The sequence below is a fragment of the Microbacterium sp. WCS2018Hpa-23 genome, assembly GCF_031843845.1.
Taxonomy (GTDB): Bacteria; Actinomycetota; Actinomycetes; order Actinomycetales; family Microbacteriaceae; genus Microbacterium.
The window spans coordinates 628,878-651,826 of the sequence record NZ_JAVTIZ010000001.1; the positions used below are offsets into that span (position 1 = coordinate 628,878).

At 68.2% G+C, this 22,949-nt stretch carries 23 protein-coding genes; 13 read left to right on the top strand and 10 right to left on the bottom strand.

Features of this window, described 5'->3' with window-relative positions:
* Together RQG77_RS02895 and RQG77_RS02900 are read right to left on the bottom strand one after the other, a co-directional pair.
* Entirely contained in the window at nucleotides 1-864 is an 864-nt protein-coding gene (locus RQG77_RS02895; protein WP_311243347.1) for a serine hydrolase, read from the bottom strand.
* A complete protein-coding gene (locus RQG77_RS02900) occupies nucleotides 861-2,018 on the bottom strand; it encodes an acyltransferase family protein (RefSeq protein WP_311243348.1) in 1,158 nt (385 codons plus the stop codon). Before RQG77_RS02900 ends, RQG77_RS02895 begins: the two co-directional genes overlap by 4 nt.
* A 108-nt stretch (nucleotides 2,019-2,126) precedes the next feature.
* Between RQG77_RS02900 and RQG77_RS02905 the strand changes: the two genes are divergently transcribed.
* From RQG77_RS02905 to RQG77_RS02915, 3 genes are all read left to right on the top strand, one after another.
* Entirely contained in the window at nucleotides 2,127-3,350 is a 1,224-nt protein-coding gene (locus tag RQG77_RS02905; protein ID WP_056308149.1) for an LLM class flavin-dependent oxidoreductase, read from the top strand.
* 1 nt (nucleotide 3,351) lies between these two features.
* The gene (locus RQG77_RS02910; protein ID WP_056509413.1) at nucleotides 3,352-3,996 is read left to right on the top strand and encodes an FMN reductase; all 645 of its coding nucleotides are present in this window, start codon (nucleotides 3,352-3,354) and stop codon (nucleotides 3,994-3,996) included.
* Between the two features lie 80 nt (nucleotides 3,997-4,076).
* Nucleotides 4,077-5,429, top strand: a complete 1,353-nt coding sequence (locus tag RQG77_RS02915) for an FAD-binding oxidoreductase (RefSeq protein WP_311243349.1) — start codon at nucleotides 4,077-4,079, stop codon at nucleotides 5,427-5,429.
* 96 nt (nucleotides 5,430-5,525) lie between these two features.
* On the opposite strand, the gene RQG77_RS02920 is transcribed toward RQG77_RS02915, so the two are convergent.
* Together RQG77_RS02920 and RQG77_RS02925 are read right to left on the bottom strand one after the other, a co-directional pair.
* Nucleotides 5,526-6,224, bottom strand: coding sequence for a response regulator (locus RQG77_RS02920; protein ID WP_311243350.1), 699 nt, complete (start codon nucleotides 6,222-6,224; stop codon nucleotides 5,526-5,528).
* Nucleotides 6,221-7,555 carry an ATP-binding protein gene (locus RQG77_RS02925; protein WP_311243351.1) on the bottom strand — a complete coding sequence of 445 codons (1,335 nt, stop codon included), beginning with the start codon at nucleotides 7,553-7,555 and terminating at the stop codon, nucleotides 6,221-6,223. The genes RQG77_RS02920 and RQG77_RS02925 overlap by 4 nt, the downstream gene beginning before the upstream one ends.
* Before the next feature lie 107 nt (nucleotides 7,556-7,662).
* Here RQG77_RS02925 and RQG77_RS02930 point away from each other — a divergent pair, with 107 nt between their 5' ends.
* Nucleotides 7,663-9,102 carry a cation:dicarboxylate symporter family transporter gene (locus RQG77_RS02930; RefSeq protein ID WP_311243352.1) on the top strand — a complete coding sequence of 480 codons (1,440 nt, stop codon included), beginning with the start codon at nucleotides 7,663-7,665 and terminating at the stop codon, nucleotides 9,100-9,102.
* Between the two features lie 63 nt (nucleotides 9,103-9,165).
* Here RQG77_RS02930 and RQG77_RS02935 read toward each other — a convergent pair whose 3' ends face one another.
* Together RQG77_RS02935 and RQG77_RS02940 are read right to left on the bottom strand one after the other, a co-directional pair.
* Nucleotides 9,166-9,342, bottom strand: coding sequence for a DUF5302 domain-containing protein (locus RQG77_RS02935; protein WP_311243353.1), 177 nt, complete (start codon nucleotides 9,340-9,342; stop codon nucleotides 9,166-9,168).
* Between the two features lie 39 nt (nucleotides 9,343-9,381).
* A complete protein-coding gene (locus RQG77_RS02940) occupies nucleotides 9,382-9,951 on the bottom strand; it encodes a VTT domain-containing protein (protein ID WP_311243354.1) in 570 nt (189 codons plus the stop codon).
* Nucleotides 9,952-10,105: 154 nt separating this feature from the next.
* On the opposite strand from RQG77_RS02940, the gene RQG77_RS02945 reads away from it, so the two are divergent.
* Nucleotides 10,106-12,031 carry a GDSL-type esterase/lipase family protein gene (locus tag RQG77_RS02945; RefSeq protein WP_311243355.1) on the top strand — a complete coding sequence of 642 codons (1,926 nt, stop codon included), beginning with the start codon at nucleotides 10,106-10,108 and terminating at the stop codon, nucleotides 12,029-12,031.
* Between the two features lie 75 nt (nucleotides 12,032-12,106).
* Here the strand turns inward: RQG77_RS02945 and RQG77_RS02950 are convergent, their stop codons facing one another.
* Nucleotides 12,107-13,417, bottom strand: coding sequence for a UDP-glucose/GDP-mannose dehydrogenase family protein (locus RQG77_RS02950; protein ID WP_311243356.1), 1,311 nt, complete (start codon nucleotides 13,415-13,417; stop codon nucleotides 12,107-12,109).
* A 363-nt stretch (nucleotides 13,418-13,780) separates the two neighbouring features.
* Between RQG77_RS02950 and RQG77_RS02955 the strand changes: the two genes are divergently transcribed.
* The 5 genes from RQG77_RS02955 to RQG77_RS02975 all read left to right on the top strand — a co-directional run bounded on the left by RQG77_RS02955 (nucleotide 13,781) and on the right by RQG77_RS02975 (nucleotide 19,220).
* Nucleotides 13,781-16,057, top strand: coding sequence for a polyribonucleotide nucleotidyltransferase (locus tag RQG77_RS02955; RefSeq protein WP_056308135.1), 2,277 nt, complete (start codon nucleotides 13,781-13,783; stop codon nucleotides 16,055-16,057).
* Between the two features lie 217 nt (nucleotides 16,058-16,274).
* On the top strand, nucleotides 16,275-17,303 hold the full coding sequence (locus RQG77_RS02960; protein ID WP_311243357.1) for an aldo/keto reductase: 1,029 nt from the start codon (nucleotides 16,275-16,277) through the stop codon (nucleotides 17,301-17,303).
* Between the two features lie 80 nt (nucleotides 17,304-17,383).
* The gene (locus RQG77_RS02965) at nucleotides 17,384-17,986 is read left to right on the top strand and encodes a histidine phosphatase family protein (RefSeq protein WP_311243358.1); all 603 of its coding nucleotides are present in this window, start codon (nucleotides 17,384-17,386) and stop codon (nucleotides 17,984-17,986) included.
* 59 nt (nucleotides 17,987-18,045) lie between these two features.
* Entirely contained in the window at nucleotides 18,046-18,786 is a 741-nt protein-coding gene (gene dapB, locus RQG77_RS02970) for a 4-hydroxy-tetrahydrodipicolinate reductase (protein WP_311243359.1), read from the top strand.
* A complete protein-coding gene (locus RQG77_RS02975; protein ID WP_311243469.1) occupies nucleotides 18,786-19,220 on the top strand; it encodes a hypothetical protein in 435 nt (144 codons plus the stop codon). Before dapB ends, RQG77_RS02975 begins: the two co-directional genes overlap by 1 nt.
* Before the next feature lie 6 nt (nucleotides 19,221-19,226).
* Here the strand turns inward: RQG77_RS02975 and RQG77_RS02980 are convergent, their stop codons facing one another.
* The 3 genes from RQG77_RS02980 to RQG77_RS02990 form a co-directional block, all read right to left on the bottom strand.
* Nucleotides 19,227-19,652 (bottom strand): OsmC family peroxiredoxin, encoded by a 426-nt coding sequence (locus RQG77_RS02980; RefSeq protein ID WP_311243360.1) that lies wholly within the window; start codon nucleotides 19,650-19,652, stop codon nucleotides 19,227-19,229.
* Between the two features lie 84 nt (nucleotides 19,653-19,736).
* Complete coding sequence (locus RQG77_RS02985; RefSeq protein WP_311243361.1) at nucleotides 19,737-20,303, bottom strand: DUF4395 domain-containing protein; 567 nt, start codon at nucleotides 20,301-20,303, stop codon at nucleotides 19,737-19,739.
* Between the two features lie 23 nt (nucleotides 20,304-20,326).
* Nucleotides 20,327-20,740: a thioredoxin family protein gene (locus tag RQG77_RS02990; protein ID WP_311243362.1), complete on the bottom strand. Its 414-nt coding sequence runs from the start codon at nucleotides 20,738-20,740 to the stop codon at nucleotides 20,327-20,329.
* A gap of 96 nt (nucleotides 20,741-20,836) precedes the next feature.
* On the opposite strand from RQG77_RS02990, the gene RQG77_RS02995 reads away from it, so the two are divergent.
* From RQG77_RS02995 to RQG77_RS03005, 3 genes are read left to right on the top strand one after another with little or no spacing between them, the layout of a single operon-like run.
* Entirely contained in the window at nucleotides 20,837-21,646 is an 810-nt protein-coding gene (locus RQG77_RS02995; protein ID WP_311243363.1) for a thymidylate synthase, read from the top strand.
* Nucleotides 21,643-22,119, top strand: a complete 477-nt coding sequence (locus RQG77_RS03000) for a dihydrofolate reductase (RefSeq protein WP_311243364.1) — start codon at nucleotides 21,643-21,645, stop codon at nucleotides 22,117-22,119. The genes RQG77_RS02995 and RQG77_RS03000 overlap by 4 nt, the downstream gene beginning before the upstream one ends.
* Complete coding sequence (locus tag RQG77_RS03005) at nucleotides 22,119-22,880, top strand: SDR family oxidoreductase (protein ID WP_311243365.1); 762 nt, start codon at nucleotides 22,119-22,121, stop codon at nucleotides 22,878-22,880. Before RQG77_RS03000 ends, RQG77_RS03005 begins: the two co-directional genes overlap by 1 nt.
* Nucleotides 22,881-22,949: the final 69 nt, after the last annotated feature.

The window sequence follows — 22,949 nt, forward strand, 5'->3', positions numbered from 1 at the left end:
TCAGGCGCTGAGGGTCTCGACGGCGAATGCGGCCATCGCGTCTGCGCCGAAGTGGTCGTCCGCCGTGATGGTGACGACCGCGTCGTCGCAGAAGATCAGCAGCTGCCCGTAGGCGCCGTGCAGACGCCACGCAGTGCCTGGGCCGTCCCACCCGCCCAGCGCATAGCGCTCATAGGCGGGGTTCTGGCCGGCTGTCACCCAGTCGGAATGCATCGCGTCGATCACCGAAGCAGGTACGACGCGTCGCCCCTCCCATTCGCCGCGGTCGCGGATGAGTCGTCCGAGGCGTGCGAGCTCCTCGGTGCGCAGGGCGATGCCGCTGCCGGCGACGATCCGTCCCCGCTCGCATCGCTCCCACTCGATCTCGTCGATGCCGAGCGGTTCGAGCAACCTCGGGCGCAGGAAGTCGACGATGTCGCCTACCCTCGCGGCGAGCACCGTCATCGCCGTGTATGTGCTGGCGTTGGAGTACTGGAAGACGCGCCCGCGTGACGGGCGGGAGAGGAACTCCCGCGCGAGATCCGGCCAGTCGGTCATCATGGTCTCTGACCAAGGGAGGTCGATGCCGCTCGACATGGACAGCAGGTGTCGGAGGGTGACCTGATCGACGCCGTCACCGAGGGTGAAGTCAGGCAGGTACTCGGCCACCGGCGCATCCAGCGAGATAAGGCCCTCGTCGGCGGCGAGGCCTGCGGCGAGTACGCACACGCCTTTCGCGACGGAGTGGATCTCCTCCCGGACATCGGGCGTCCACCGGTGCTCCGCGACATCACTGCCGACGCGGACGTGGAGTCCGTGGGCGCCGAACCCCGATGCATCCGCATGATCCACGATGCGGTCGCGGATCTGCTGGGCTCGGGTCACTCCTTCAGGCTAGCGGCTGCCGTCTGGCGTGGCCGACGGGACCCCGTCGGATCACTGCGATGCCCCTCGCGGCTCGCGAGCTCCGGATCCCGGAAGAGCCACCGGGGGCGAGGTTCGACGAGAGGACGGAACAACCAGCGCACGGGCTTCGTGGCGAGGGCCAGGGCCAGCACCACCGACAGCAGAGTCACGAGCGGCAGCCACAGCCACGTCGGGTCGAGGTCGCGCAGCACCCCGGTCTCGCGGAACGGGTAGAGCACGAACGAGTGCAGCAGGAACACGTACATCGTGTATTGACCGAATCGCGTCCACCAGTGGGTGCTTCGGGGGATCAGAGCGAAGAACGCGGCACTCAGGATCACCGCCAGCAGCATCAACGCGACACGCACACCGCCGGCCCACCACTGCTCTCCGCCGAGGTCCGCGTACGCGTCCTCGTAGAACAGCCAGTGGCGCAGGTCGATCTTCTCCCAGACATCTATCCAGCGCCAGGCGACGAATCCGGCTGCACCGAGCAGCAGGAGGCTGACCGCACGGATCCACCATGGGCGGACGTCGAGGAGACTGAATCTGTTGACGATGTCGCGCTCGCGCAGCCACCAGCCGAGAGCGAAGAACGGCAGCAGGCCCAGCGTCCGCGAGAGCGAGAAGGTGCTGTCGACGTTAGGCAGATAGCCCACGCCGATCGAGATGATGACGGTCCACAGCAGAGGCCAGCGCAGCAGCGCCAGGTAGGGGAGCACGAGACGGAAGATGCCGAGGGCCAGCAGGAACCAGAGCGTCCACGACGGCTTGGTGAAGTTCGGTTCGGCCTGTCCTTCGACCAGCCACTTCGTGAGGGTCCAGAGGAACTCGAAGATGACGTAGGGGAGGAGGATGTCGGTGATGACACGGGCCATCTGCACGCGGGTGGGGGAGCCCGACTTCGAGAAGTACCCGGAGATGATCGCGAACGCCGGCATATGGAAGGCGTACAGCGCCAGGTAGGCCGCGAGGGCGATATCGGAGTCATAGGTGAGACGCTGGATCGCGTGCCCGAGGACGACGAGAACGATGCACGCGTAGCGTGCGTTGTCCCAGAACGGCACACGCTTGCGGGGCTTCGGGACGGATCCGGTGGCGGGGTTCGTCGTGTCGGCTCCGGCGGTGTTCATCCTCCGAGGCTACTCGGGGAATAAAGTTGCTCGCATCGCGTTGACTCAGATACATTCAAATGAATAGAACCGGATGCAGGGCATCGGTTCGGAGAAGACGGAGCAATCATGAGTGAGCAGGCAGGCGTCCCGGTGCAGTTCGGCATCATGTCGGTCAGCGACATCACCCGCGACCCCACCACCGGCGTCACGCCGAGTGAGCAGGAGCGGATCAAGGCGACCCTGGCGATCGCCAAGCACAGCGAAGAGGTCGGCCTCGACGTCTTCGCGATCGGCGAGCACCACAACCCTCCGTTCTGGTCCTCGAGCCCCACGACGTTCCTCGCGGCGCTCGCCGCCCAGACCGAGCGACTCATCGTTTCGACCTCGACGACGCTCATCACCACGAACGACCCCGTGCGCATCGCCGAGGAGTACGCGATGCTGCAGCACGTCTCGGACGGACGTATGGACCTCATGCTCGGCCGCGGCAACACCGGGCCGGTCTACCCCTGGTTCGGGCAGGACATCCGTCAGGGGCTTCCGCTCGCGATCGAGAACTACGCGCTGCTGCACAAGCTGTGGCGTGAGGACGTCGTCGACTGGGAGGGCAAGTTCCGCACCCCGCTGCAGGGCTTCACCTCGACTCCCCGCCCGCTCGACGGCGTCGCTCCGTTCGTCTGGCACGGATCGATCCGTACGCCGGAGATCGCCGAGCAGGCCGCTTACTACGGCGACGGCTTCTTCGCGAACAACATCTTCTGGCCCAAGGAGCACTACCAGCGCCTGATCGAGCTCTACCGGCAGCGCTACGCGCACTACGGACACGGCACGCCGGAGCAGGCCATCGTCGGTCTCGGCGGTCAGGTGTTCATGGCGGCGAAGTCGCAGGACGCCGTGAACCAGTTCCGCCCGTACTTCGACAACGCCCCGGTCTACGGACACGGTCCGAGCATGGAGGACTTCACCGAGATGACCCCGCTCACGGTGGGCTCACCTCAGCAGGTCATCGACCGCTACGCCGCGATGCGCGAGCACTACGGCGACTACCAGCGCCAGCTGTTCCTGATCGACCACGCGGGCCTTCCCCTGAAGACGGTACTCGAGCAGCTCGACATCCTGGGCTCCGAGGTCGTGCCGGTGCTCCGCAAGGAGCTCGCGAAGGATCGCCCGGCGAGCGTGCCGGATGCCCCGACCCACGCGTCGCGGGTGAAGGCCGAGTTCGGCGACGGTCCCACGCGTCAGGCACGCCCCGGCGCGAACCGCGGCGACAACCTGACGGGCGACTCTCCCTACCAGGACACCCCGGCTCCGGCCGGTGCCGCCTTCGGGCTCAGCCGGAAGGAGGCCTGAGATGGCCACTCGCCGGATCGCCGTCGTCTCTGCGGGGCTCTCGAACCCGTCGTCGACGCGGATGCTCGCGGATCGTCTTGCGGCTGAGACCGTGAAGGCGCTCGCCGGGCACGACATCGACGCCAGCGTCGACGTGATCGAGCTGCGCGATTACGCGCATGACATCACGAACAACCTGCTGACGGGATTCGCTCCGCCCGCGCTGGAGACCGCCATCAACACGGTCGTGTCGGCGGACGCCCTGATCGCCGTCACCCCGATCTTCTCGACCAGCTACAACGGACTGTTCAAGTCGTTCATCGACGTGCTCGACCCCGACGCGCTCACCGGCAAGCCGGTGCTGATCGGAGCCAACGCCGGCACGGCGAGGCACTCGCTGGCCATCGACTATGCGATCCGCCCGTTGTTCGCGTACCTGCACGCCGAGGCCGTCTCCACGGGCGTGTTCGCGGCGTCCAGCGACTGGGGTGGGGCCGGAGACGACGTCGCGCCGCTGGCGAAGCGGGTCGAGAAGGGCGCACGAGAGCTCGCCGAGGCCATCGCGCGGCGCGAGACGACCGCGGTCGCCGATCCGTACGATCCGGCCACGTACCTCGGTGAAGGACGATCGTTCGGTCACATGCTCGGTGGTCTCGCCGGAGAATGACCGATCCCCGGCTCGACCGGGAAAGAGCGCAGGGCCATGAGGCCGTAGACGATGTCCGAAGGGCGTCGTACGGTGACCTCATGGCCCTTCGCTCTGTGCTCGAACCCGCGCGGCATGCCCTGCGCGGCGCCCTCATCCTCCCCGGTGATGATTCCTTCGATGCGGCGCGCCGTCCGTGGAACCTGGCGATCGAACAGCATCCGGCGGGCGTGGCCGCACCGGCCGATCTGCGCGATCTGCGCGCTCTGCTCGACGCCGCTCGCGACGGGGGCGTGACGCTCGCGGTGCAACCCACCGGGCACGGCGCAGGCGGAGACCTGGCCGGCGCCGTCATCGTACGCATGGACGCATTCGACGAGTTGTCGGTCGACCTCGGCTCCGGCGTGGTCCGTGTCGGCAGCGGCGTCCGTTGGGGCGCCGTCGTCGAGGCGCTCGAAGGAACAGGTTGGGTGGCTCCTGCGGGCACGAGCCCGGTCGTCGCCGTCGCGGGATACACCCTGGGCGGCGGCCATTCCTGGTTCAGTCGCACGGCGGGACTCGGGTCAGACAACCTCAGGGCCGCGTGGGTGCTGCGAAGCGACGGGACCCACGAGCGGGTCGACGATGAGAGCGACCCCGAGATGATGTGGGCGCTTCGCGGAGCAGGAGGCGTCGTCGGAATCGTGACGTCCCTCGAGATCGACCTGGTTCCCGCACCGACGCTCTGGGGAACCGAGCTCACTTTCGACGCTGCGGACGCGGGGTCGGTGATGCGGGCCGTCCGCGATCTGTCCGCAGGGGCCCCGGCATCACTCAACGTGTTCGTGAACTCGATGCGCATGCCCGACGCTCCGCAGCTTCCCGAGGAGATCCGTGGGCGCAGCTTCCTCACCGTGCAGGCGCTGTCCACGGTCGGAGCCGCCGATGAGCTGATCGAGCAGGTGCGGCGAGCGGGCACGGTCCGTCGTGAGGTGTCGGGGGCCACATCTCCGAAGACCGTCGCGGCGTCGAGTGGCGAACCGACCGAGCCGACGCCGGGCAAGGGCGTGTCTGCTGCGCTGTCGTCGCTCGATGACGCGACGATCGACGATCTCTTCCGGTTCCGCGAGCTGCCGGAGCAGTGGCCGATCATGGGCATCGACATCCGGATGCTCGGTGGCGCGCTGAACGAACCTCGACGCGCGGGGTTCGCGACGCTTCAGGGCGTCGGCTGGCTGCTCCACGCGCTGGTGCCCGTCTTCCCCGGGGCGCCGAGCGACCCGGGCGATGCGAGCATGGCGGGCTTCCGGGAGGTGCTGGCGCACGCGGTCGCTCCGCACACGGTCCCGACGTTCCTCGGGCCGGGCGAGACTGTCGAGCGGTGCGGTGGTCCGGGGGCGGTCGATCGCCTGCGCGCCATCAGGGCCGCCGCCGACCCGGACTCGCTCATTCACGAGGGTCGGCTCCCGCGCTGAGACCGGGCTGATTCCGCGCTGACACCGCGCCCCATCCTGCGGAGAGGATCCGCGTCGTGCGAAAGATCGGGACGGACACGGGGGGCCGCGCGGGCGTCAGTCGGCTCCGTCGACGCGTCGGGTCCAGCGGTACTCCGTCTCGGGTCGCCCACGTGCTCCGTAACGGGCGCTGCGGGTGATGATGCCCGAGTCGGTCAGATGCTCCAGATACCTCCGCGCGGAGACGCGTGACATACCGAGCCGCGATGCCGCCTCGCTCGCCGACACGGCGGTGCCGGTGGAGCGCAGTTCTGCGGTCACCTTCTGCAGCGTCGCGGCCGACAGTCCCTTGGGAATCGGAATCGTCCCGGTCGTGCGTCCGAGAAGCGCGTCGATCTCCGCCTGGGTCGCCTCCCCGGCCGTCGACCGCGCCTGCTCGCGATGGATGCGATACGAGGTGAGGCGCTCCTGGAACACCGCGAAGGGGAACGGTTTGACGAGGTACTGGTAGACGCCCAGAGCTGCCATCTGCCGGACGGTGTCCGCGTCGCGCACGCCGGTGATCGCGATCACGTCCACGGCCGCGGATCGGGCACGGAGCCCACGGAGCACATCGATGCCCGAGCCGTCGGGCATCGTTATGTCGAGGAGGACCAGGTCGAACGGCTCGTCGTGCGGCTGCTCGAGTACGGCAGCGAGCGCGGCCCGAGCGCCGGTGCACTCCCCGCCCACGATGAACCCGTCGATCCTCTCGAGGTACGAGCGGTGGAGCTCGAGTGTCAGAGCGTCGTCATCGACGATCAGCGTGCGGATCATGGGCTCCTGCGTCCTCTCACCGGCGGAAGGATGACGGTGAAAGTGGTCGGATGAGCGGAGAGCTCCACGGTGCCGCCCACCCCGGCCACCACCGCGCGGACGAGGGCGAGCCCGACTCCGCGCCCTTGGGCGTCTGCGGGCTTGGTCGAGAAGCCCTGGGTGAACACACGCTCGCGCAGCTCGGAGGGTATGCCGTCACCGCCGTCTGACACGTCGAGAATGATTCCGCCGTCCTCCGAGGGGCGCAGCGAGACCTCCACCCAGCGCTCGGTGCCGGTGGCGGCGGCATCCATGGCGTTGTCGATCAGGTTGCCGAGCACGGCGACGCTGTCGACGGGGGAGAGCGGGGACGCTGGAGTGTCCGGGTCGATGCTCACCCGCCAGTCGATCCCGCGCTCCTTGGCCTGCGACGCCTTGCCGAGAAGCAGCGCACCGACGGCGGGGTCGCCTGCCTGGCGCGCGGTGACCTGATCGACGAGCGACTGACTCTGGCGCGAGGTCTCGGTCAGGATCTCGATCGCCTCCTGGCTGCGGCCGAGCTCGAGAAGCGCGACCGCCGTGTGCATGCGGTTGCCGTGCTCGTGCGTCTGAGCGCGCAACGCATCGCCCAGGGTGCGCAGGGATTCGTATGACGACACGGCGTCTCGCACCTGACCCGGTGGCAGGTCTCCCGCGATACCGCGTGTGAACCGACGAGCGATCCACGCGCCGAGAGCGCCGAGGGCCACGAGCCCGACGGTGATGCCGATCGAGAGCGGCAGCCGGCGCACGAGGGTCTCGGAGATGGATTCGATGGTCACGCCGGATGACACCCAGCCGAGCAGTTCGCCGCCGGAGGCGACCACCGGCACGATGGTTCGCACCGACGGCCCCAGGGTGCCGGTGAAGACCTCGGTGAGTGTGCGTGTCGAGTCGGGGATGGTGCCGAGGTACTCGCCACCGATCTGGTCGATGTCGGGGTGTGTGAGGCGCGTGCCCTCGGCCGTCATGATCGTCACGAAGTCGAGATCGGCGTCCGCGATGACATCGAGAGCGTAGGGCTCGAGCGTGCGGGTCGCGTCCGCCTGGTCCTCCGTCGCGAGAGCTTCGACGACGAGGGGGGACGAGGCGATCGTCACCGCTGTCGCCGCCGTGACCCGCTCCGCTTCCGCATGGGTGGCGCGCTGCGCATCCACCACCAGGAAGACGGCCACCAGTGCTCCCACCACGACTGCGGCTGCCAGGAGTACCAGGAAGACCCGGGAAGCCGTGCTCCTCGTGTCGCGCGCGTGTGCCATCGCGTCCTTCCGATCGTCGGTGATCGCGGAGTCCGGGATATCGGTGGTGACCAATACGACCACAAATGGTGCTGTCGGGGGAAGTCCGCGACGGTGAGCTTACCGAAGGCGAGGGCGCCAGCGGGCATGAGACGAAGACGTTCATGATCAAGGAGGAAAACATGGCCATCACCACAGGGTTCTCGCTTCCCGGTTTCCACTGGCGGCGGGGAAAGCAGGCCTGGGACCGGCACACCTGGTTGTACGTGTCGGTGATCATCGCCGTCGTGCTCGGCGCGGCGGTCGGCCTGATCTGGCCGGAGGTGGGCCAGAGCCTGGAGCCGATCGGCAAGGGCTTCGTGTCGTTGATCAAGATGATGATCGCGCCGATCATCTTCTGCACGATCGTCGTCGGCGTCGGGTCCATCGCGAAGGCGGCCACCGTCGGGAAGATCGGTGGTCTGGCGCTGCTCTACTTCATGGTCATGTCCACGTTCGCGCTCGCGATCGGACTGGTCGTCGGCAACATCATCCACCCCGGTGCAGGCCTCGACATGGCGAACTCGAGCTACGACGCGACCGAGACCGAGGCGAAGACCACCACCGAGTTCATCCTCGGGATCATCCCGACGACCTTCTTCTCGGCGTTCACGGGTGAGAGCGTCCTGCAGGTGCTGTTCATCGCCCTGCTCGTGGGCTTCGCGTTGCAGGGGCTCGGCGATAAGGGCGCCCCGATCATGGACGCGGTCAAGAACCTCCAGAAGCTGGTGTTCCGCATCCTCGGCATGATCCTGTGGCTCGCCCCCCTCGGCGCGTTCGGAGCGATCGCTGCGGTGGTCGGCAAGACGGGCATCGCCGCGATCTGGAGCCTCGGTGTGCTCATGATCGCGTTCTACATCACCTGCTTCCTGTTCATCGTCGTGGTACTCGGTACGCTGCTCTTCGCCGTCACCCGGGTGAACATCTTCAGCCTCGTGAAGTACCTGGCACGTGAGTACCTGCTCATCGTCGGCACCTCGTCGTCGGAGTCCGCGCTCCCGCGCCTGATCGCGAAGATGGAGCACATCGGAGTCTCGAAGCCGGTCGTCGGGATCACGGTTCCCACGGGGTACTCGTTCAACCTCGACGGCACGGCGATCTACCTGACGATGGCGTCGCTGTTCATCGCGACGGGCATGGGGCAGCCGATGACGATCGGAGAGCAGATCGGACTGCTGGTCTTCATGATCATCGCCAGCAAGGGAGCCGCCGGTGTCACAGGCGCAGGCCTCGCGACGCTTGCCGGTGGGCTGCAGGCCTACCGTCCCGATCTCGTCGACGGCGTCGGAGTGATCGTCGGCATCGACCGGTTCATGTCGGAGGGGCGCGCGCTCACCAACTTCACCGGCAACGCGGTCGCCACGCTGTTGATCGGCACCTGGACCCGTCAGATCGATCGTGACCGGGTGCAGCAGGTGCTGAGCGGCGCGCTTCCGTTCGAGGAGTCGCAGCTCGATGGGATCGACGAGCACGGGATGGCTGATGAGCGGAAGGCCGTCGACGTCCAGGGCCTCAAGGACTCCGCCCTCGACGAGATGGCGGCGAAAGAGGAGCGGGCGCGTCTCCGCGCCGCACAGAACTGAGCCTCGGGCCGGGAAGAAGAAGGATGCGGGAGTCGGCAGTCGCCGGCTCCCGCATCCGTGTGGTCAACCGCTCTTGCGTCGGAACTCGCGCCGCGTCTGCGGAGCTGCCGCGCCGTGGACGGCGGAGTCGCCGTCCAGGTGGGCCTCGCCCTGCCTGTGGTGCGCGTTCTTCTTCTCGAGCGCTTCCTTGAACTTGCGCTTCATGTCCTCGCTGGAGGAGGCGCCTTCTTCGGTGCTCATGTTCGCCAGCCTAGAGCACGCCTCTGACGGGTGGGGAGATTACCTCCGTGCCCGGCGGGAGACGAGGTCGATCACCGCACCGAGAGCGAGCGCCACCGCCACGGACACGACGACGGCCACCACAGGGCCACCGGGGACGACAGCGGCGACGACGGCGCCTACGGACGCCTGATAGGCCGCCCACCCGAAGGCTGCCACACCCACCAGACACAGATACCGGCCGGGAGGTATGCGCGAGGCGCCGGCGACGAGGTTGATGGCCAGGCGTGCGAAAGGAACGAAGCGGGCGGTGAACAGCACGGTGGCCGTTCCGCCGTCGAGTCGTCGCCCTGCCCAGCCGAGCGCCTGACGCACGCGAGGCACCCGCATCCACCGCCACCGTTCCGTCCCGACCGTGCGACCGATCAGATAGCAGGCGGTGTCTCCCACGGCGGCCGCGACCCCCGCGCAGACGATCACCGCCCACAGGGGTGGCGCCCCCGATGACTGAGAGATCGCCGCGAGAGCGGTGACCGCGATCTCCCCTGGTACGACGACGAAGAACGAGTCACCGAGGACCAGGAGGCTCATGACGGCGAGGGCCCAGGGGCCGGCGAGCAGATCAGACACGGCTCCAGAGTGCTCGGCGCAGGTGAACGGGAACCAACGACCGGATAGCCGGTGACGCGCGATCCAGCATCCGGTGAACTTCTGGTGCGCTGAGGGGTTTCGCGCAGTCGACACCCGTCGTCGACGGCATCCTGGGCATGTGAGAGTCGCGATCGTGACAGAGTCCTTCCTTCCGCACATGAACGGTGTCACCGGATCCGTCCTGCAGATCCTGAAGCACCTCGAGCGCACGGGCCACGAGGCGCATGTGATCGCGCCGGATGCCGTCGGCATGCCCACCGAGGTCGACGGTGCCGTCATCGAGCCCATACCGAGCGTCGCCCTCCCCGGGTACCGCAACGTGCGGGTGGGGACCTCGTCGGCGCACCGCGTCGCCGCATCCCTTCGTCGCTTCCAGCCCGACGTCGTGCACCTCGCCTCGCCCTTCGCACTGGGCTGGCGGGGAGCGCTCGCCGCAGAGCGTCTCGACGTCGCCGCGGTCGCGGCGTACCAGACCGATGTCGCCGCGTACACCGAGAGATACCGGGTACCGGTGACGACCGGTGTCGCGCATGCGCACATCGCCCGGCTCCACCGTCGCTCGACCCTGTCGCTCGCACCGTCGGCCGACTCCGCGCAGCGCCTCGCCTCTCTCGGAGTCGATCGGGTGCGTCGGTGGGGCAGAGGAGTGGACGCCGAACGGTTCCAGCCCTCCCGACGCAGCGAGACGCTGCGAGCGGAGTGGGGCGGTGACGTCGTGATCGGATACGTCGGCCGCCTCGCGCCCGAGAAGCAGGTCGAGGACCTCGCGATGCTGCAGAGCATCCCCGGAGCAAGACTCGTGATCGTCGGGGACGGGCCCAGCCGCATGAAGCTGACCGCCCTGATGCCCCACGCGCTCTTCCTCGGCCATCTCGAGGGAGACGCGCTCGCCGCGGCGACCGCATCGTTCGACGTGTTCGTGCACCCGGGGGAGAGCGAGACGTTCGGTCAGACCCTGCAGGAGGCGCACGCGAGCGGGGTCCCCGTCGTAGCCACCGGACGTGGTGGTCCGCTGGATCTGGTGCGGATGGGGATCGACGGATGGCTGTACCGACCCGGAGACCTGGCGGATCTGCGGATGAGGGTCGCCGACCTCGCCGGAGACGGTCGCAAGCGCAGGGCCTTCGGCGAGGCAGGACACCAGGCGGTGCAGGGGCGCAGCTGGTCGAGCGTGTGCGACCAACTGCTCGGCCATTTCGACGAGGCACGGACGCTGCGCGCCGTGGACTCGGGGCTCCGCGCGCGTCGCCTGACCCGCCCTGAGATCGCTGCTCCCGTCGATCCTCGTCGCTGGCACCGCTACGTGGCGATGGGCGACTCCCTCACCGAAGGGCTGTGCGACCCGGCGCCGGACGGAGCCCTGCGCGGTTGGGCGGACCGCCTCGCACTGCTGCTCGCCGCTCGCGGTGGACTGCACTACGCGAACCTCGCGATCAGATCGAAGCGGGTCCGGGACGTCTGCGAGATCCAGCTCCCGCGCGCCCTCGAACTCGAACCGGATCTCGTGTCAGTCCTCATCGGGGCGAACGACCTGGTGAAGCCCACCGCCGACGTGCCCGCGCTCGCCGCAGAGGTCGAGGGCGCGGTGCGGCGACTCCGCGGCATCGGAGCCGATGTCGTGCTGGTCACGCCGTTCCTCCCTCGCCGGCGGGCGGCGGGGATCTACTCCCGCCGATTCGCTGCGTTCGCGACGGCGCTCGCCGGCATCGCCGCCCGCACCGGGGCGATCCTGATCGACACCGATCTGCATCCCTCCCTTCCCGACCGATCGAACTGGGGCGAGGACCTCGTGCATCTCAGCAGTCGCGGTCACCGCTTCCTCGCGTACCGAGCGGGCGAGATGCTGGCCGTCCCGCACGCGGACGCGCTCGGCGCTCTCGACGCGTCGCTGCACGAGAACGAGCCGATCGGTGCGGGCCTGTGGTGGCGGAGACACGCACTGCCGTGGGTGTGGCGTCGCCTTCACGGCCGCGCGGCCGGCGACGGGCGCAGCGCGAAGCACGACGACTACGTGTACCTGGGGCGGTCGACCTCGCGCAGCGGGGTGCGGGTGAGCTGACGCGACCCGGGCGAACGCGCCAGAAGGCTCAGGCGGTCGGGTCGGCGAAGCGCCCGATCGCGCGACCCTGCTCGATCAGCGGCGTCCCATGCCGTGGTAGGCCCAGCCCGCGGCGCGCCAGGCAGCGGCATCGAGGCAGTTCCGGCCGTCGACGATGACGCGGCCTGCGACGAGCGACCCGGCGTGCTCGGGAGTCATCTCGCGGCGGTACAGATCCCACTCCGTGACGATCACCACGGCGTCAGCGTCGCGGAGGGCGTCGTCGCGTTCGGTCGCGTAGCCGAGCTGGGGGTGCGCCGCCGCGGCGTTCTCGAGAGCGGCCGGGTCGGTGACGACCACGTCCGCTCCCAGACCGCGCAACCGCACGGCGACGTCGAGAGCGGGCGAGTCGCGGATGTCGTCGCTGAACGGCTTGAACGCGGCACCGAGCACCGCGATGCGGCGTCCGAACACCAGACCCCCGAGGGCGTCTACGACGATCTGCACGACTCTGTCGCGTCGCCGGAGGTTGATCGAGTCGACCTCGCGGAGGAACCCCACGGCCTCTCCGCGCCCGAGCTCCTCGGCGCGGGCGGCGAAAGCGCGGATGTCCTTCGGGAGACAGCCGCCGCCGAACCCGATGCCCGAGCCCAGATACCGTCGTCCGATGCGGGTGTCGTGCCCGAGGGCGTCCGCGAGGAGCGCGACGTCGGCGCCAGAAGCCTCGGCGATCTCGGCCATCGCGTTGATGAACGAGATCTTGGTGGCGAGGAAGGCGTTGGCCGCACCCTTCACGAGCTCGGCCGTCGCCAGATCCGTCACGAGGAACGGCGTGCCGGCCTCCAGTGCGGGGCGATATGCCTCACGGAGCGCATCCGCGGCACGTTCACCGTCGACACCGGACGTCACACCCACCACGAGGCGGTCGGGTGAGATCGTGTCGTGCACCGCCCAGCCCTCGCGGAGGAACTCGGGGTTCCACACGAGGGTCGCGCCGGACTCGGCGACCGCCGCGCTCAGCCGCTCGGCCGTCCCCACGGGCACCGTCGACTTTCCGGCCACCACGTCTCCCGGGTGCAGGTGGGGGAGCAGTGCGGCCACGGCAGCGTCGACGAACCGCAGATCTGCGGCATGCCCGCCCGCGATCTGCGGAGTGCCGACCGCGATGAAGTGGATCGCCGCTCCGCTCGCATCCGACATCTCGGTGCTGAATCTCAGTCGTCCTGAGGTGAGGCCCTCCTGCAGGAGTTCACCGAGCTGCGGCTCGAAGAACGGTGCGGTGCCGCTCGCCAACGCCGCGACTTTCCGTGCGTCGACGTCGATCCCGACGACGTGGTGTCCGATCGAGGCCATCGCTGCGGCGTGCACGGCACCGAGGTACCCGCATCCGATCACTGACATGCGCATGGTGCCAGGACACCGGATGCTCCTCACGAGCCGGCATCCGATCCGTGAACGACGCGTGTCCGACGCGTGTCCGAACGTCCGGATGGCGCGGTCGCGGGGCTTTTCGGGGTGCCGCTGGTAGGCTGGACGAGGTCGACGACTGTCGGCTGCACAACTTCATATCGACTCATGGAGCGATCGGCGGAGAGCTGGTCCCCTGTGGTGGGTTCCTCGGCGGGTCGTCGGGTGGCTTTCTACTGGTGGCCAGCGCAGGTGACATTCGCGGGATTGCCCGCGCGCCCGTATCCGGCTGCATCCGCTCCTTCATGAACACGCTCGCGCGTCATACGGATTCGCGAGTCTAAACAAAGAAGGAGAGACCTCTTGGAAGGTCCTGAAATCACCGCCACCGAGGCCGTTCTCGACAACGGCCGCTTCGGCACCCGCACCATCCGCTTCGAGACCGGCCGCCTCGCGCAGCAGGCTCAGGGCGCAGTCGCCGCCTACCTCGACGGCGAGACCATGCTCCTCTCGGCCACGAGCGCAGGCAAGCACCCGCGTGAGGGATTCGACTTCTTCCCGCTGACGGTCGACGTCGAAGAGCGTTCGTACGCAGCAGGCAAGATCCCCGGCTCGTTCTTCCGTCGTGAGGGTCGTCCCTCGACCGAGGCGATCCTCGTCTGCCGTCTGATCGACCGTCCGCTGCGTCCGTCGTTCGTCGACGGCCTGCGCAACGAGGTCCAGATCGTCATCACCGTGCTCTCGATCGCTCCGGGCGAGTTCTACGACGCTCTCGCGATCAACGCAGCCTCCGCGTCGACGCAGATCTCGGGTCTTCCGTTCTCGGGCCCGGTCGCCGGCGTGCGCCTCGCGTTCATCCCGGGTCAGGGCGAGCACGCCGACCAGTGGGTCGCGTTCCCGACCGCCGAGCAGGTCAGCGAGGCCGTGTTCGACCTGATCGTCGCCGGTCGTGTCGTCACCAAGTCCGACGGCACCGAAGATGTCGCGATCATGATGGTCGAAGCTGAGGCCACCGAGGGCAGCTGGAACCTGATCAAGGCCGGCGCCACGAAGCCCGACGAGGCCGTCGTCGCGCAGGGTCTCGAAGCGTCGAAGCCCTTCATCGCGCAGCTCGTCAAGGCTCAGGCCGAGCTCGCAGCCACCGCTGCGAAGGAGCCGGGCGTCTACCCGGTCTTCCCGCCGTACTCCAGCGAGGTCTACGACTTCGTGGCCGAGCGCTCCTACGACGACCTGGTGAACGTCTACCAGATCGCTGACAAGCTGGAGCGTCAGGGCAAGGACGACGAGGTCAAGGACCGCGTCAAGGCGCAGCTCATCGAAGCGGTCGAGGCCGGCAACCTGCCCGCTGGAGCCCCGCTCGAGTTCTCCGCGGCGTACAAGTCCGTCACGAAGAAGATCGTCCGCGGCCGCATCCTCACGGAGAGCGTGCGCATGGACGGCCGCGGTCTGGCGGACATCCGTCCTCTCGACGCAGAGGTGCAGGTCATCCCGCGCGTCCACGGCTCGGCGATCTTCCAGCGCGGCGAGACCCAGATCATGGGCATCACCACGCTGAACATGCTCAAGATGGAGCAGCAGATCGACTCGCTGTCGCCCACGACGAGCAAGCGCTACATGCACCACTACAATTTCCCGCCTTACTCGACCGGTGAGACCGGCCGAGTCGGTTCGCCGAAGCGTCGCGAGATCGGGCACGGCTTCCTCGCCGAGCGCGCACTCGTGCCGGTGCTGCCGAGCCGCGAGGAGTTCCCGTACGCGATCCGCCAGGTCTCCGAGGCGCTGAGCTCCAACGGCTCGACGTCGATGGGCTCCGTCTGCGCGTCGACCCTGTCGCTCCTGAACGCGGGTGTGCCGCTGCGCGCAGCCGTCGCCGGTATCGCGATGGGTCTCGTCTCCGACGAGGTCAACGGTGAGACGCGCTACGCCGCCCTCACCGACATCCTCGGCGCCGAGGACGCGCTCGGCGACATGGACTTCAAGGTCGCCGGTACCAGCGAATTCGTCACGGCGATCCAGCTCGACACGAAGCTCGACGGCATCCCGTCGTCGGTGCTCGCCGGCGCGCTGACCCAGGCACGCGACGCGCGTCTGACGATCCTCAACGTTCTGAACGCCGCGATCGACGCTCCTGACGAGATGGCGCCGACCGCGCCGCGCGTCATCAGCGTGCAGATCCCGGTCGACAAGATCGGTGAGCTGATCGGCCCGAAGGGCAAGACGATCAACGCGATCCAGGACGAGACGGGCGCGCAGATCTCCATCGAGGAGGACGGCACCGTCTACATCGGCGCGACCGACGGCCCCTCGGCCGAGGCCGCCCGCGCCCAGGTCAACGCGATCGCCAACCCGACCAACCCCGAGGTGGGCGAGCAGTTCCTCGGAACCGTCGTGAAGATCGCGACGTTCGGTGCGTTCGTCTCGCTGCTCCCGGGCAAGGACGGCCTGCTGCACGTCACCGAGGTGCGCAAGCTCGCCGGTGGCAAGCGCGTCGAGAACGTCGACGACGTGCTCTCCGTCGGTCAGAAGATCCTCGTGAAGATCACGAAGATCGACGACCGCGGCAAGCTGTCGCTCGAGCCCGTGCTCGACGACGCTCCTGCAGCGGACGCAGCTCCTGCTGAAGAGGCCGCAGCCGAGTAATCGCAGCGCTTCGACACGACGCCCGGGTCTGTCTTCACGGACGGCCCGGGCTTCGTCGTATCCGACGTGATCAAACCGTTATGGGAAGTTCTTGCGCCGTTCCCCGGAATGGTCGGCTGGTTCGCGGATGTCGCTTACTCTCGAAGTACGCACCGGGGGGTGCAATCACAGGCAGTGACGCAGGTCGGTACGCACCGACTGACGCGGGGGTGAGGATATGCGGTTGTTCAGCGTAGGCGCAGGTACGTCGCCCGAACGCGCGCAGCAGGGCGCGGCAGAGCACCCGTCCGCTCCCATCCCGATCGTCGGACCCGGAATAGGGGAGAGCATCCGCGTCCCGCTCGGCGAGACCGGCCTCGACACCTTCCCCCTGATGCTCGGAGCGGCGGAGTTCGGCTGGAACGTCGATCTCGAGACGAGCCACGGAATCCTCGACCGCTACGTGGAATTCGGCGGCAACGCGATCCATACGGCCGACGGCTTCTCGGGCGGACGCAGCGAGCACATCATCGGCCAGTGGTTGCAGACGCGCGGACAGCGCGAACGCGCCGTGCTCAGCGTGCGCATCGGCGCGCACGCCGACAACCCCGGTCTCGGCTCCGTCAACCTCGTGCGCGCGGTCGAGGGGTCGCTGACGCGTCTGGGAGTCGATCGCATCGATGTGCTCTACCTCGACGCGACCCTCGACAAGACGACGAACCTCGAAGACACGCTCGCGACCGTCGAGTGGATGGTCGATGCGGGCAAGATCGGTGCTCTCGGCGCGTTCGGATTCGCACCGGAGCGACTCGTCGAGGCGCGTATCCTCGCCTCGGCCGGATATCCGCGCATCGAGGTCATCGACTCTCCGTACAATCTCATCCGTCGGCAGCCGTTCGAAGGCGATCTGCGACTCGTGGCGGGTGCGCAGAGCCTCGCCGTCACGCCGTCGCATGCCCTCGAACACGGGTTCCTCTCCGGCCGGCATCGCAGCAAAGCACTGACCTCGAGAGGCGTGCGCGGCGAGCAGCTCCGCGGTCATCTCAACCGTCGGGGTACCAAGATCCTCCGAGCCCTCGACCAGGTGGCCACCGAGCTCGAGGTGCCGGTCGCCGCCGTCTCGATCGCCTGGTTGCTCGCGCAGCGCACGATCGCGGCGCCGATCGTCAACACGTTCGCGACCGATCATGTCGACGAGCTCATGCAGGGTGCGGGCGTCACCCTCTCGCGCACACAGGTCGCTGAGCTCACTCGCGCCGGCAACTGAGCGTCGTAACGCCTCTGTCACAGACCTGGCATAGGGTGGAGTGAATCCCGGCAAGCGCTGTCGATGAAGCGAGCGAGTTTGTGACGCATTACATATATCTGGTCCGACATGGTGAACATCAGGATGCCGAGCACGGTCTCGCCGACGGACCCCTGTCGCCACGGGGCCAGCGTCAGGCAGAGCTGATCGCGGACCGGCTCTCCGGGCTCCCTCTCGATGCGGTCTGGCATTCGCCCCTGCTGCGTGCGAACGAGACGGCGCGAGCGATCGCCGCCCGGCTCCCGTCCGTCGACCCCGCGCCGACCGCCCTGCTGTTCGACTGCGTGCCGACCGGTATGACCGACGAGACCCCAGCAGCCTACGAACCGTTCTTCGGCTCGATCACAGAGGCGGAGCTCGATGCGGGGCGCGCCCAGATGTTCGATGCCGTCAACGAGTTCCTCGTGCGCAAGCCAGGCGACGTGCACGAGGTGCTCATCACCCACAACTTCGTGATCTCATGGTTCGTCCGCGAGGTGCTCGGAGCTCCTGAGTGGCGGTGGATGACCCTCAACCAGGCACACTGCGGTCTGACCGTCATCGCGCAGAAGCAGGGCCGTCCGTGGACCCTGCTCACCCACAACGACACCGGGCATCTCCCGGTCGAGCTCAGAACGGGAATCCCTGACGCCATGCCGGTCTGATTCGGCAGTCAGCGGCCCGCCGCGGAGGGCGGCGAACACCTGCGAAATAGACTGAACGCATGACCACGCAGGTAGCACTCGTCGGCGGCACCGGAAAGCTCGGCTCGATCATCCACGCGGTGATCGATGAGCTCGAGGGTTTCGAGGTGAGTCGCGTGCTCACCTCCGGTAGCGACCTCGCTGAAATGGACGGCGCGGGGCTGGTGATCGATGCGACCACGCCACAGGTGAGTGTCGACGTGGTTCGGGCCGCGGTCGAACGCCGGATCAATGTTCTGGTGGCCACGTCCGGCTGGTCGTCGGAGCGCATCGCCCTCGTGCGGCCGCTCGTCGAGAATGCAGGCACCGGCATCGTCTTCATCCCGAACTTCTCGCTGGGGTCCGTGCTCGGGTCCGCTCTCGCTGCTGCGGCTGCACCGTTCTTCGGCTCCGCCGAGATCATCGAGGCGCATCACGAGGCGAAGGTCGATTCGCCGAGCGGTACGGCGGTCCGCACCGCCGAGTTGATCGCAGCCGCACGCGCCGAGCAGGGACCGGTCAGCGCCCCGCATGCCGATCAGCGCGCACGTGGACAGCAGGTCGGCAGCGTGCCGATCCATTCGCTGCGTCGCCCCGGTGTCATCGCGAAGCAGGAGGTCATCCTCTCCGGGCCCGGAGAATCGCTCACCTTCACGCACGACACCGTCGACCCCGCCCTCGCCTACGCTCCGGGCATCCGTCTCGCCGTTCCCTTCGCAGCGAGTGCCACCGGTGTGTTCGTCGGTCTCGAGAGCATGATCGACATCGGCCTCCGCTCGTGATGTCGCGAATCGGCGTGGGCCTGATGGGCGCAGCGCTTCTCGTCTATCTGGCGGTCGCCGTGTGGCTGGCTGTGATGTTCTTCGCCGTCGGGACCCCGGTATCGATCGGAATGGGGATAGCGCTCATCGTGCTCGCCCCGATCGGCGCGTGGGCTCTCGTGCGCGAGATGCAGTTCGGCTTCGCGGCGGACCGGCTGGGGCGCGAGTTGGATGCTGAGGGCGGCATGCCGGAGGCAGAGACCGAACTCACCCCCAGCGGGAGGATCGCCCGTGCAGACGCCGATCCGATGATCCAGCGGTACACCGCGGATGCGGATGCGGTGCCGGAGGACTGGCGGGCTCGCTACCGCTTGGGTGTCGTGCAGGATGCGGCCGGGCGCCGCAAGGACGCCCGCGCCAGCATCCGCGAGGCGATCCGCATCGCGAGGGGTTGATCCGACTCAGGCGAGCGTGGCCTCGAGTGTGATCTCGATGCCGGCGAGAGCCTGAGACACGGGGCAGCCGACCTTGGCCTCGGCCGCGATCGTCTGGAACGCCTCGGGCGTGAGGCCGGGAACGACCGCGTTGACGTTGAGGTGGCTTCCGGTGATTCCGACTCCCGGCTTGAAGGTGACCGACGCGCTGGTGTTGACGCGCTCCGGCGGGGTGCCGTTCTCGGAGAGAGCGTGCGAGAGGGCCATGCTGAAGCACGAGGCGTGAGCCGCGGCGATGAGCTCCTCCGGGGTGGTGGTGGTGTCACTGCCCTCGCTGCGGGCCTTCCAGTTGATCGGGAAGGTGCCGAGCTTCGACGAGGAGAATGCGACGGTGCCCGAGCCCTCCGTGAGGGATCCGGTCCAGGTGGTGGTGGCTTCGCTGGTGACGGGCATGATTCCTCCGGTTCTCGCGCCGCGGGATGTGCGCTCGCGTGTGGGGCCCAGCCTATCGACCGGGTGCGTCGGGCGGAACCGCGCTCAGGCCGCGGAGGGCGTGCGGCCGAGGATGCCTGCACGCTGCAGAAGCAGGTAGATCTGGCAGCCGAGGCAGAACGAGAACGCGGCGTTGAGGAAGGCGGCGATGAATGCGGCGGCCGTCGCGATCGGCAGCGCCCACGGCACGCCGACCAGGTGCAGGACGAGTCCGATCGTGACGACGAAGAGGCCCACACCCTGCGCGAAGCGCGGCGGACGGGGATCCTCCAGCTCGGTGGGCGGGGCGAGTCGTGGCCGCACGAACCGGCGGAACACGACGCCCCACGGTGCTGTCGCGGGGGAGAGCACGCTCCACAGGAAGAGCAGGGCGATCACGACCGTGAGGAGGAAGCCGGGATCGAGTGCGCGCTGGGCGGGGGATGCCGCGACGATCGCCCACGTGTCCGAGGCGAAGTCCGCCGCCGCGAGCGGTTGGTAGGCGAACCAGCCGAAGGACCGCGCCGTCGAGATGCCGATGAGGCCGAGGAAGGTCGCGGCAAGCAACAGCACCGTCGTGATCGTCGCGGCGAAGCGCGGGCCGCGGGGGTCGATACCTGCGGGAGTGGTCATCTACTGCTCCAGTCGTTCCCGCCTCAGACGGCGGAGAGTGCTTCGGTGAGTGCGTGGCGGTGCGGTACACCGTGGAATCGTGCGCGGACGGCACCGGAGCCGTCGACGACGAACGTCGTCGGGGTCTGCAAGACCTTGTAGCGTGTCGAGAGATCGGGTCGATGCGTGAGGTCGACCTCGAGGTGATGCAGGCCGTCGGCATCTGCGACGTAGCTCGACAGCATCCTGCGCACCTGGGGGCAGCGCGCGCACATCTCGGTGCTGAACTGCACGAGCGTGGCGTGCGAGCCGAGCCGATCGGCGTCCGCATCGGCGGGATCGAATCGGAGGTGGCCTCCTCCTCGACGTCGCCCGTCGAGGAGCCGCAGCACGATCCCGACGGCGGCGGCGATCACGAGGAGCGCTCCGATCACGGCGAGGGCGATTCCAGGCGACATGGATCGAGAATAAGGGTCACTCGAACACGCCGGGGCTGATGTGTCGCATCGTGACGAACGGACTCTCGGTCCTCGCGGGCGGGTAGTCTGGCAGACATGAGCGCAGCCGTCCCGACGCCGTACGAAGACCTGCTCCGCGACGTGCTGGAGTCCGGCACGCACAAGTCGGATCGCACCGGCACGGGGACCACCAGCGTCTTCGGCCGGCAGATCCGCTTCGACCTCTCGCAGGGCTTCCCGCTGATCACGACGAAGCGCGTGCATTTCAAGTCCATCGCCTACGAGCTCCTCTGGTTCCTCAGAGGTGACTCCAACGTCAAGTGGCTCCAGGACAACGGCGTGACGATCTGGGACGAGTGGGCCGATGCCTCGGGTGATCTCGGACCCGTCTACGGCGTGCAGTGGCGGTCCTGGCCGACGCCCGACGGCGAGAGCATCGACCAGCTGAGCGACGTGATCGAGCAGATCCGCAAGGCTCCCGACTCCCGACGCCTGATCGTCTCGGCGTGGAACCCCGCGGACATCCCCGACATGGCACTCGCCCCGTGCCACGCGCTCTTCCAGTTCTACGTCGCGGACGGCAAGCTCTCGTGTCAGCTCTACCAGCGCAGCGCGGATCTCTTCCTCGGCGTCCCGTTCAACATCGCGTCCTACGCCCTGCTGACGCTGATGGTGGCTCAGCAGGTCGGGCTCGAACCGGGCGACTTCGTCTGGACCGGCGGCGACTGCCACATCTATGACAACCACCTCGACCAGGTGCGCGAGCAGCTCAGTCGCGATGCGTATCCGTACCCGTCACTGCGCTTCGCGCGGAAGCCGGAGTCGGTCTTCGACTACGCCTTCGACGACTTCATCGTCGAGGACTACCAGCACCACGCCCCGATCCGGGCGGCGGTGGCGGTGTGACGTGGGTCGGCCTGATCTGGGCCGAAGCGCAGGGTGGAGTCATCGGCGCCGAAGGCGGTATGCCGTGGAGCGTCCCTGAAGATCTCGCGCATTTCAAGGAGAAGACGCTCGGCGCGCCGGTGATCATGGGGCGCAAGACCTGGGACTCCTTGCCTGAGCGGTTCCGCCCGCTCCCCGGCCGCGAGAACATCGTCATCACGCGCCAGCAGGACTGGACTGAAGACGGCGTCAGGCGCGCAGCCAACGTCACCGATGCGGTGCGCGGACACGAGAGGGTCTGGATCATCGGAGGAGCCGAGATCTTCCGACTCGTGATCGCCGATGCCGACCGCCTCGAAGTCACCGAGCTCGACATCGAGGTCAGCGGCGACGCCTATGCCCCGTCGAAGACCGGGTGGCGTCTGGTCGACGAGGGGGAGTGGCAGACCTCCCGCTCGGGAGTCCGCTTCCGCTTCCTGGGGTACGAGCGCTGATGCCCACCGCACTGATCACCGGAGCGAGCGCAGGGCTCGGCGTCGAGTTCGCCCGCCAGCTCGCCCGTCGCCGCGCCGACCTCGTGCTCGTGGCCCGGTCGGCGGATGCTCTCGAGAGCGTCGCGGCGGAACTGCGCAGCGAATACGGCATAGCGGTCGAGGTCCTCATCGCAGATCTCTCCGAGGGCGCCGATGTGGACCGCGTCGCCGACCGTCTGCGTGACACCTCCGACCCGGTCGATCTGCTGATCAACAACGCCGGCTTCGGCCTGCCGCTGCAGTTCGCCGACAATGACATCGACGACGAGGTGCGGCACCTCCGTGTCCACGTCGAGGCGTCGATGCGCCTCATGCACGCGGCGCTCGGGTCGATGCGAGGCCGCGGTGGCCGCATCATCAACGTCGCGTCCGTCGCCGGATTCATCTCCCGCTCGACGTATTCGGCCTGCAAGAGCTGGCTCATCGGCTTCAGCCGCTGGGCGAACGTCGAGTACGCCCCCGACAGAGTGAGCGTGACCGCGGTCTGCCCTGGCTTCACGCACACGACCTTCCATGAGCGGATGGGGCTCGCGCCAGGACACGAGGGCGTCCCGGCGTTCATGTGGCTCGACGCACGTGATGTCGTGCGCGAAGGGCTCCGAGATGCGGCGCGAGGCAAGGCCGTCTCGGTCCCCTCACTGCGCTACAAGGCGATCGTCGCGATCGCGCGCCTGCTGCCGAGCTCGGTGACGTCCGGCGTCGCTCGACGAGGTCGCGTCTGACCTGAACGCCGCGCGCGCCCCGCCGCGCGCGCCCCGCCGCGCGCGGCGTCCGCGAATCAGGGCGCTACG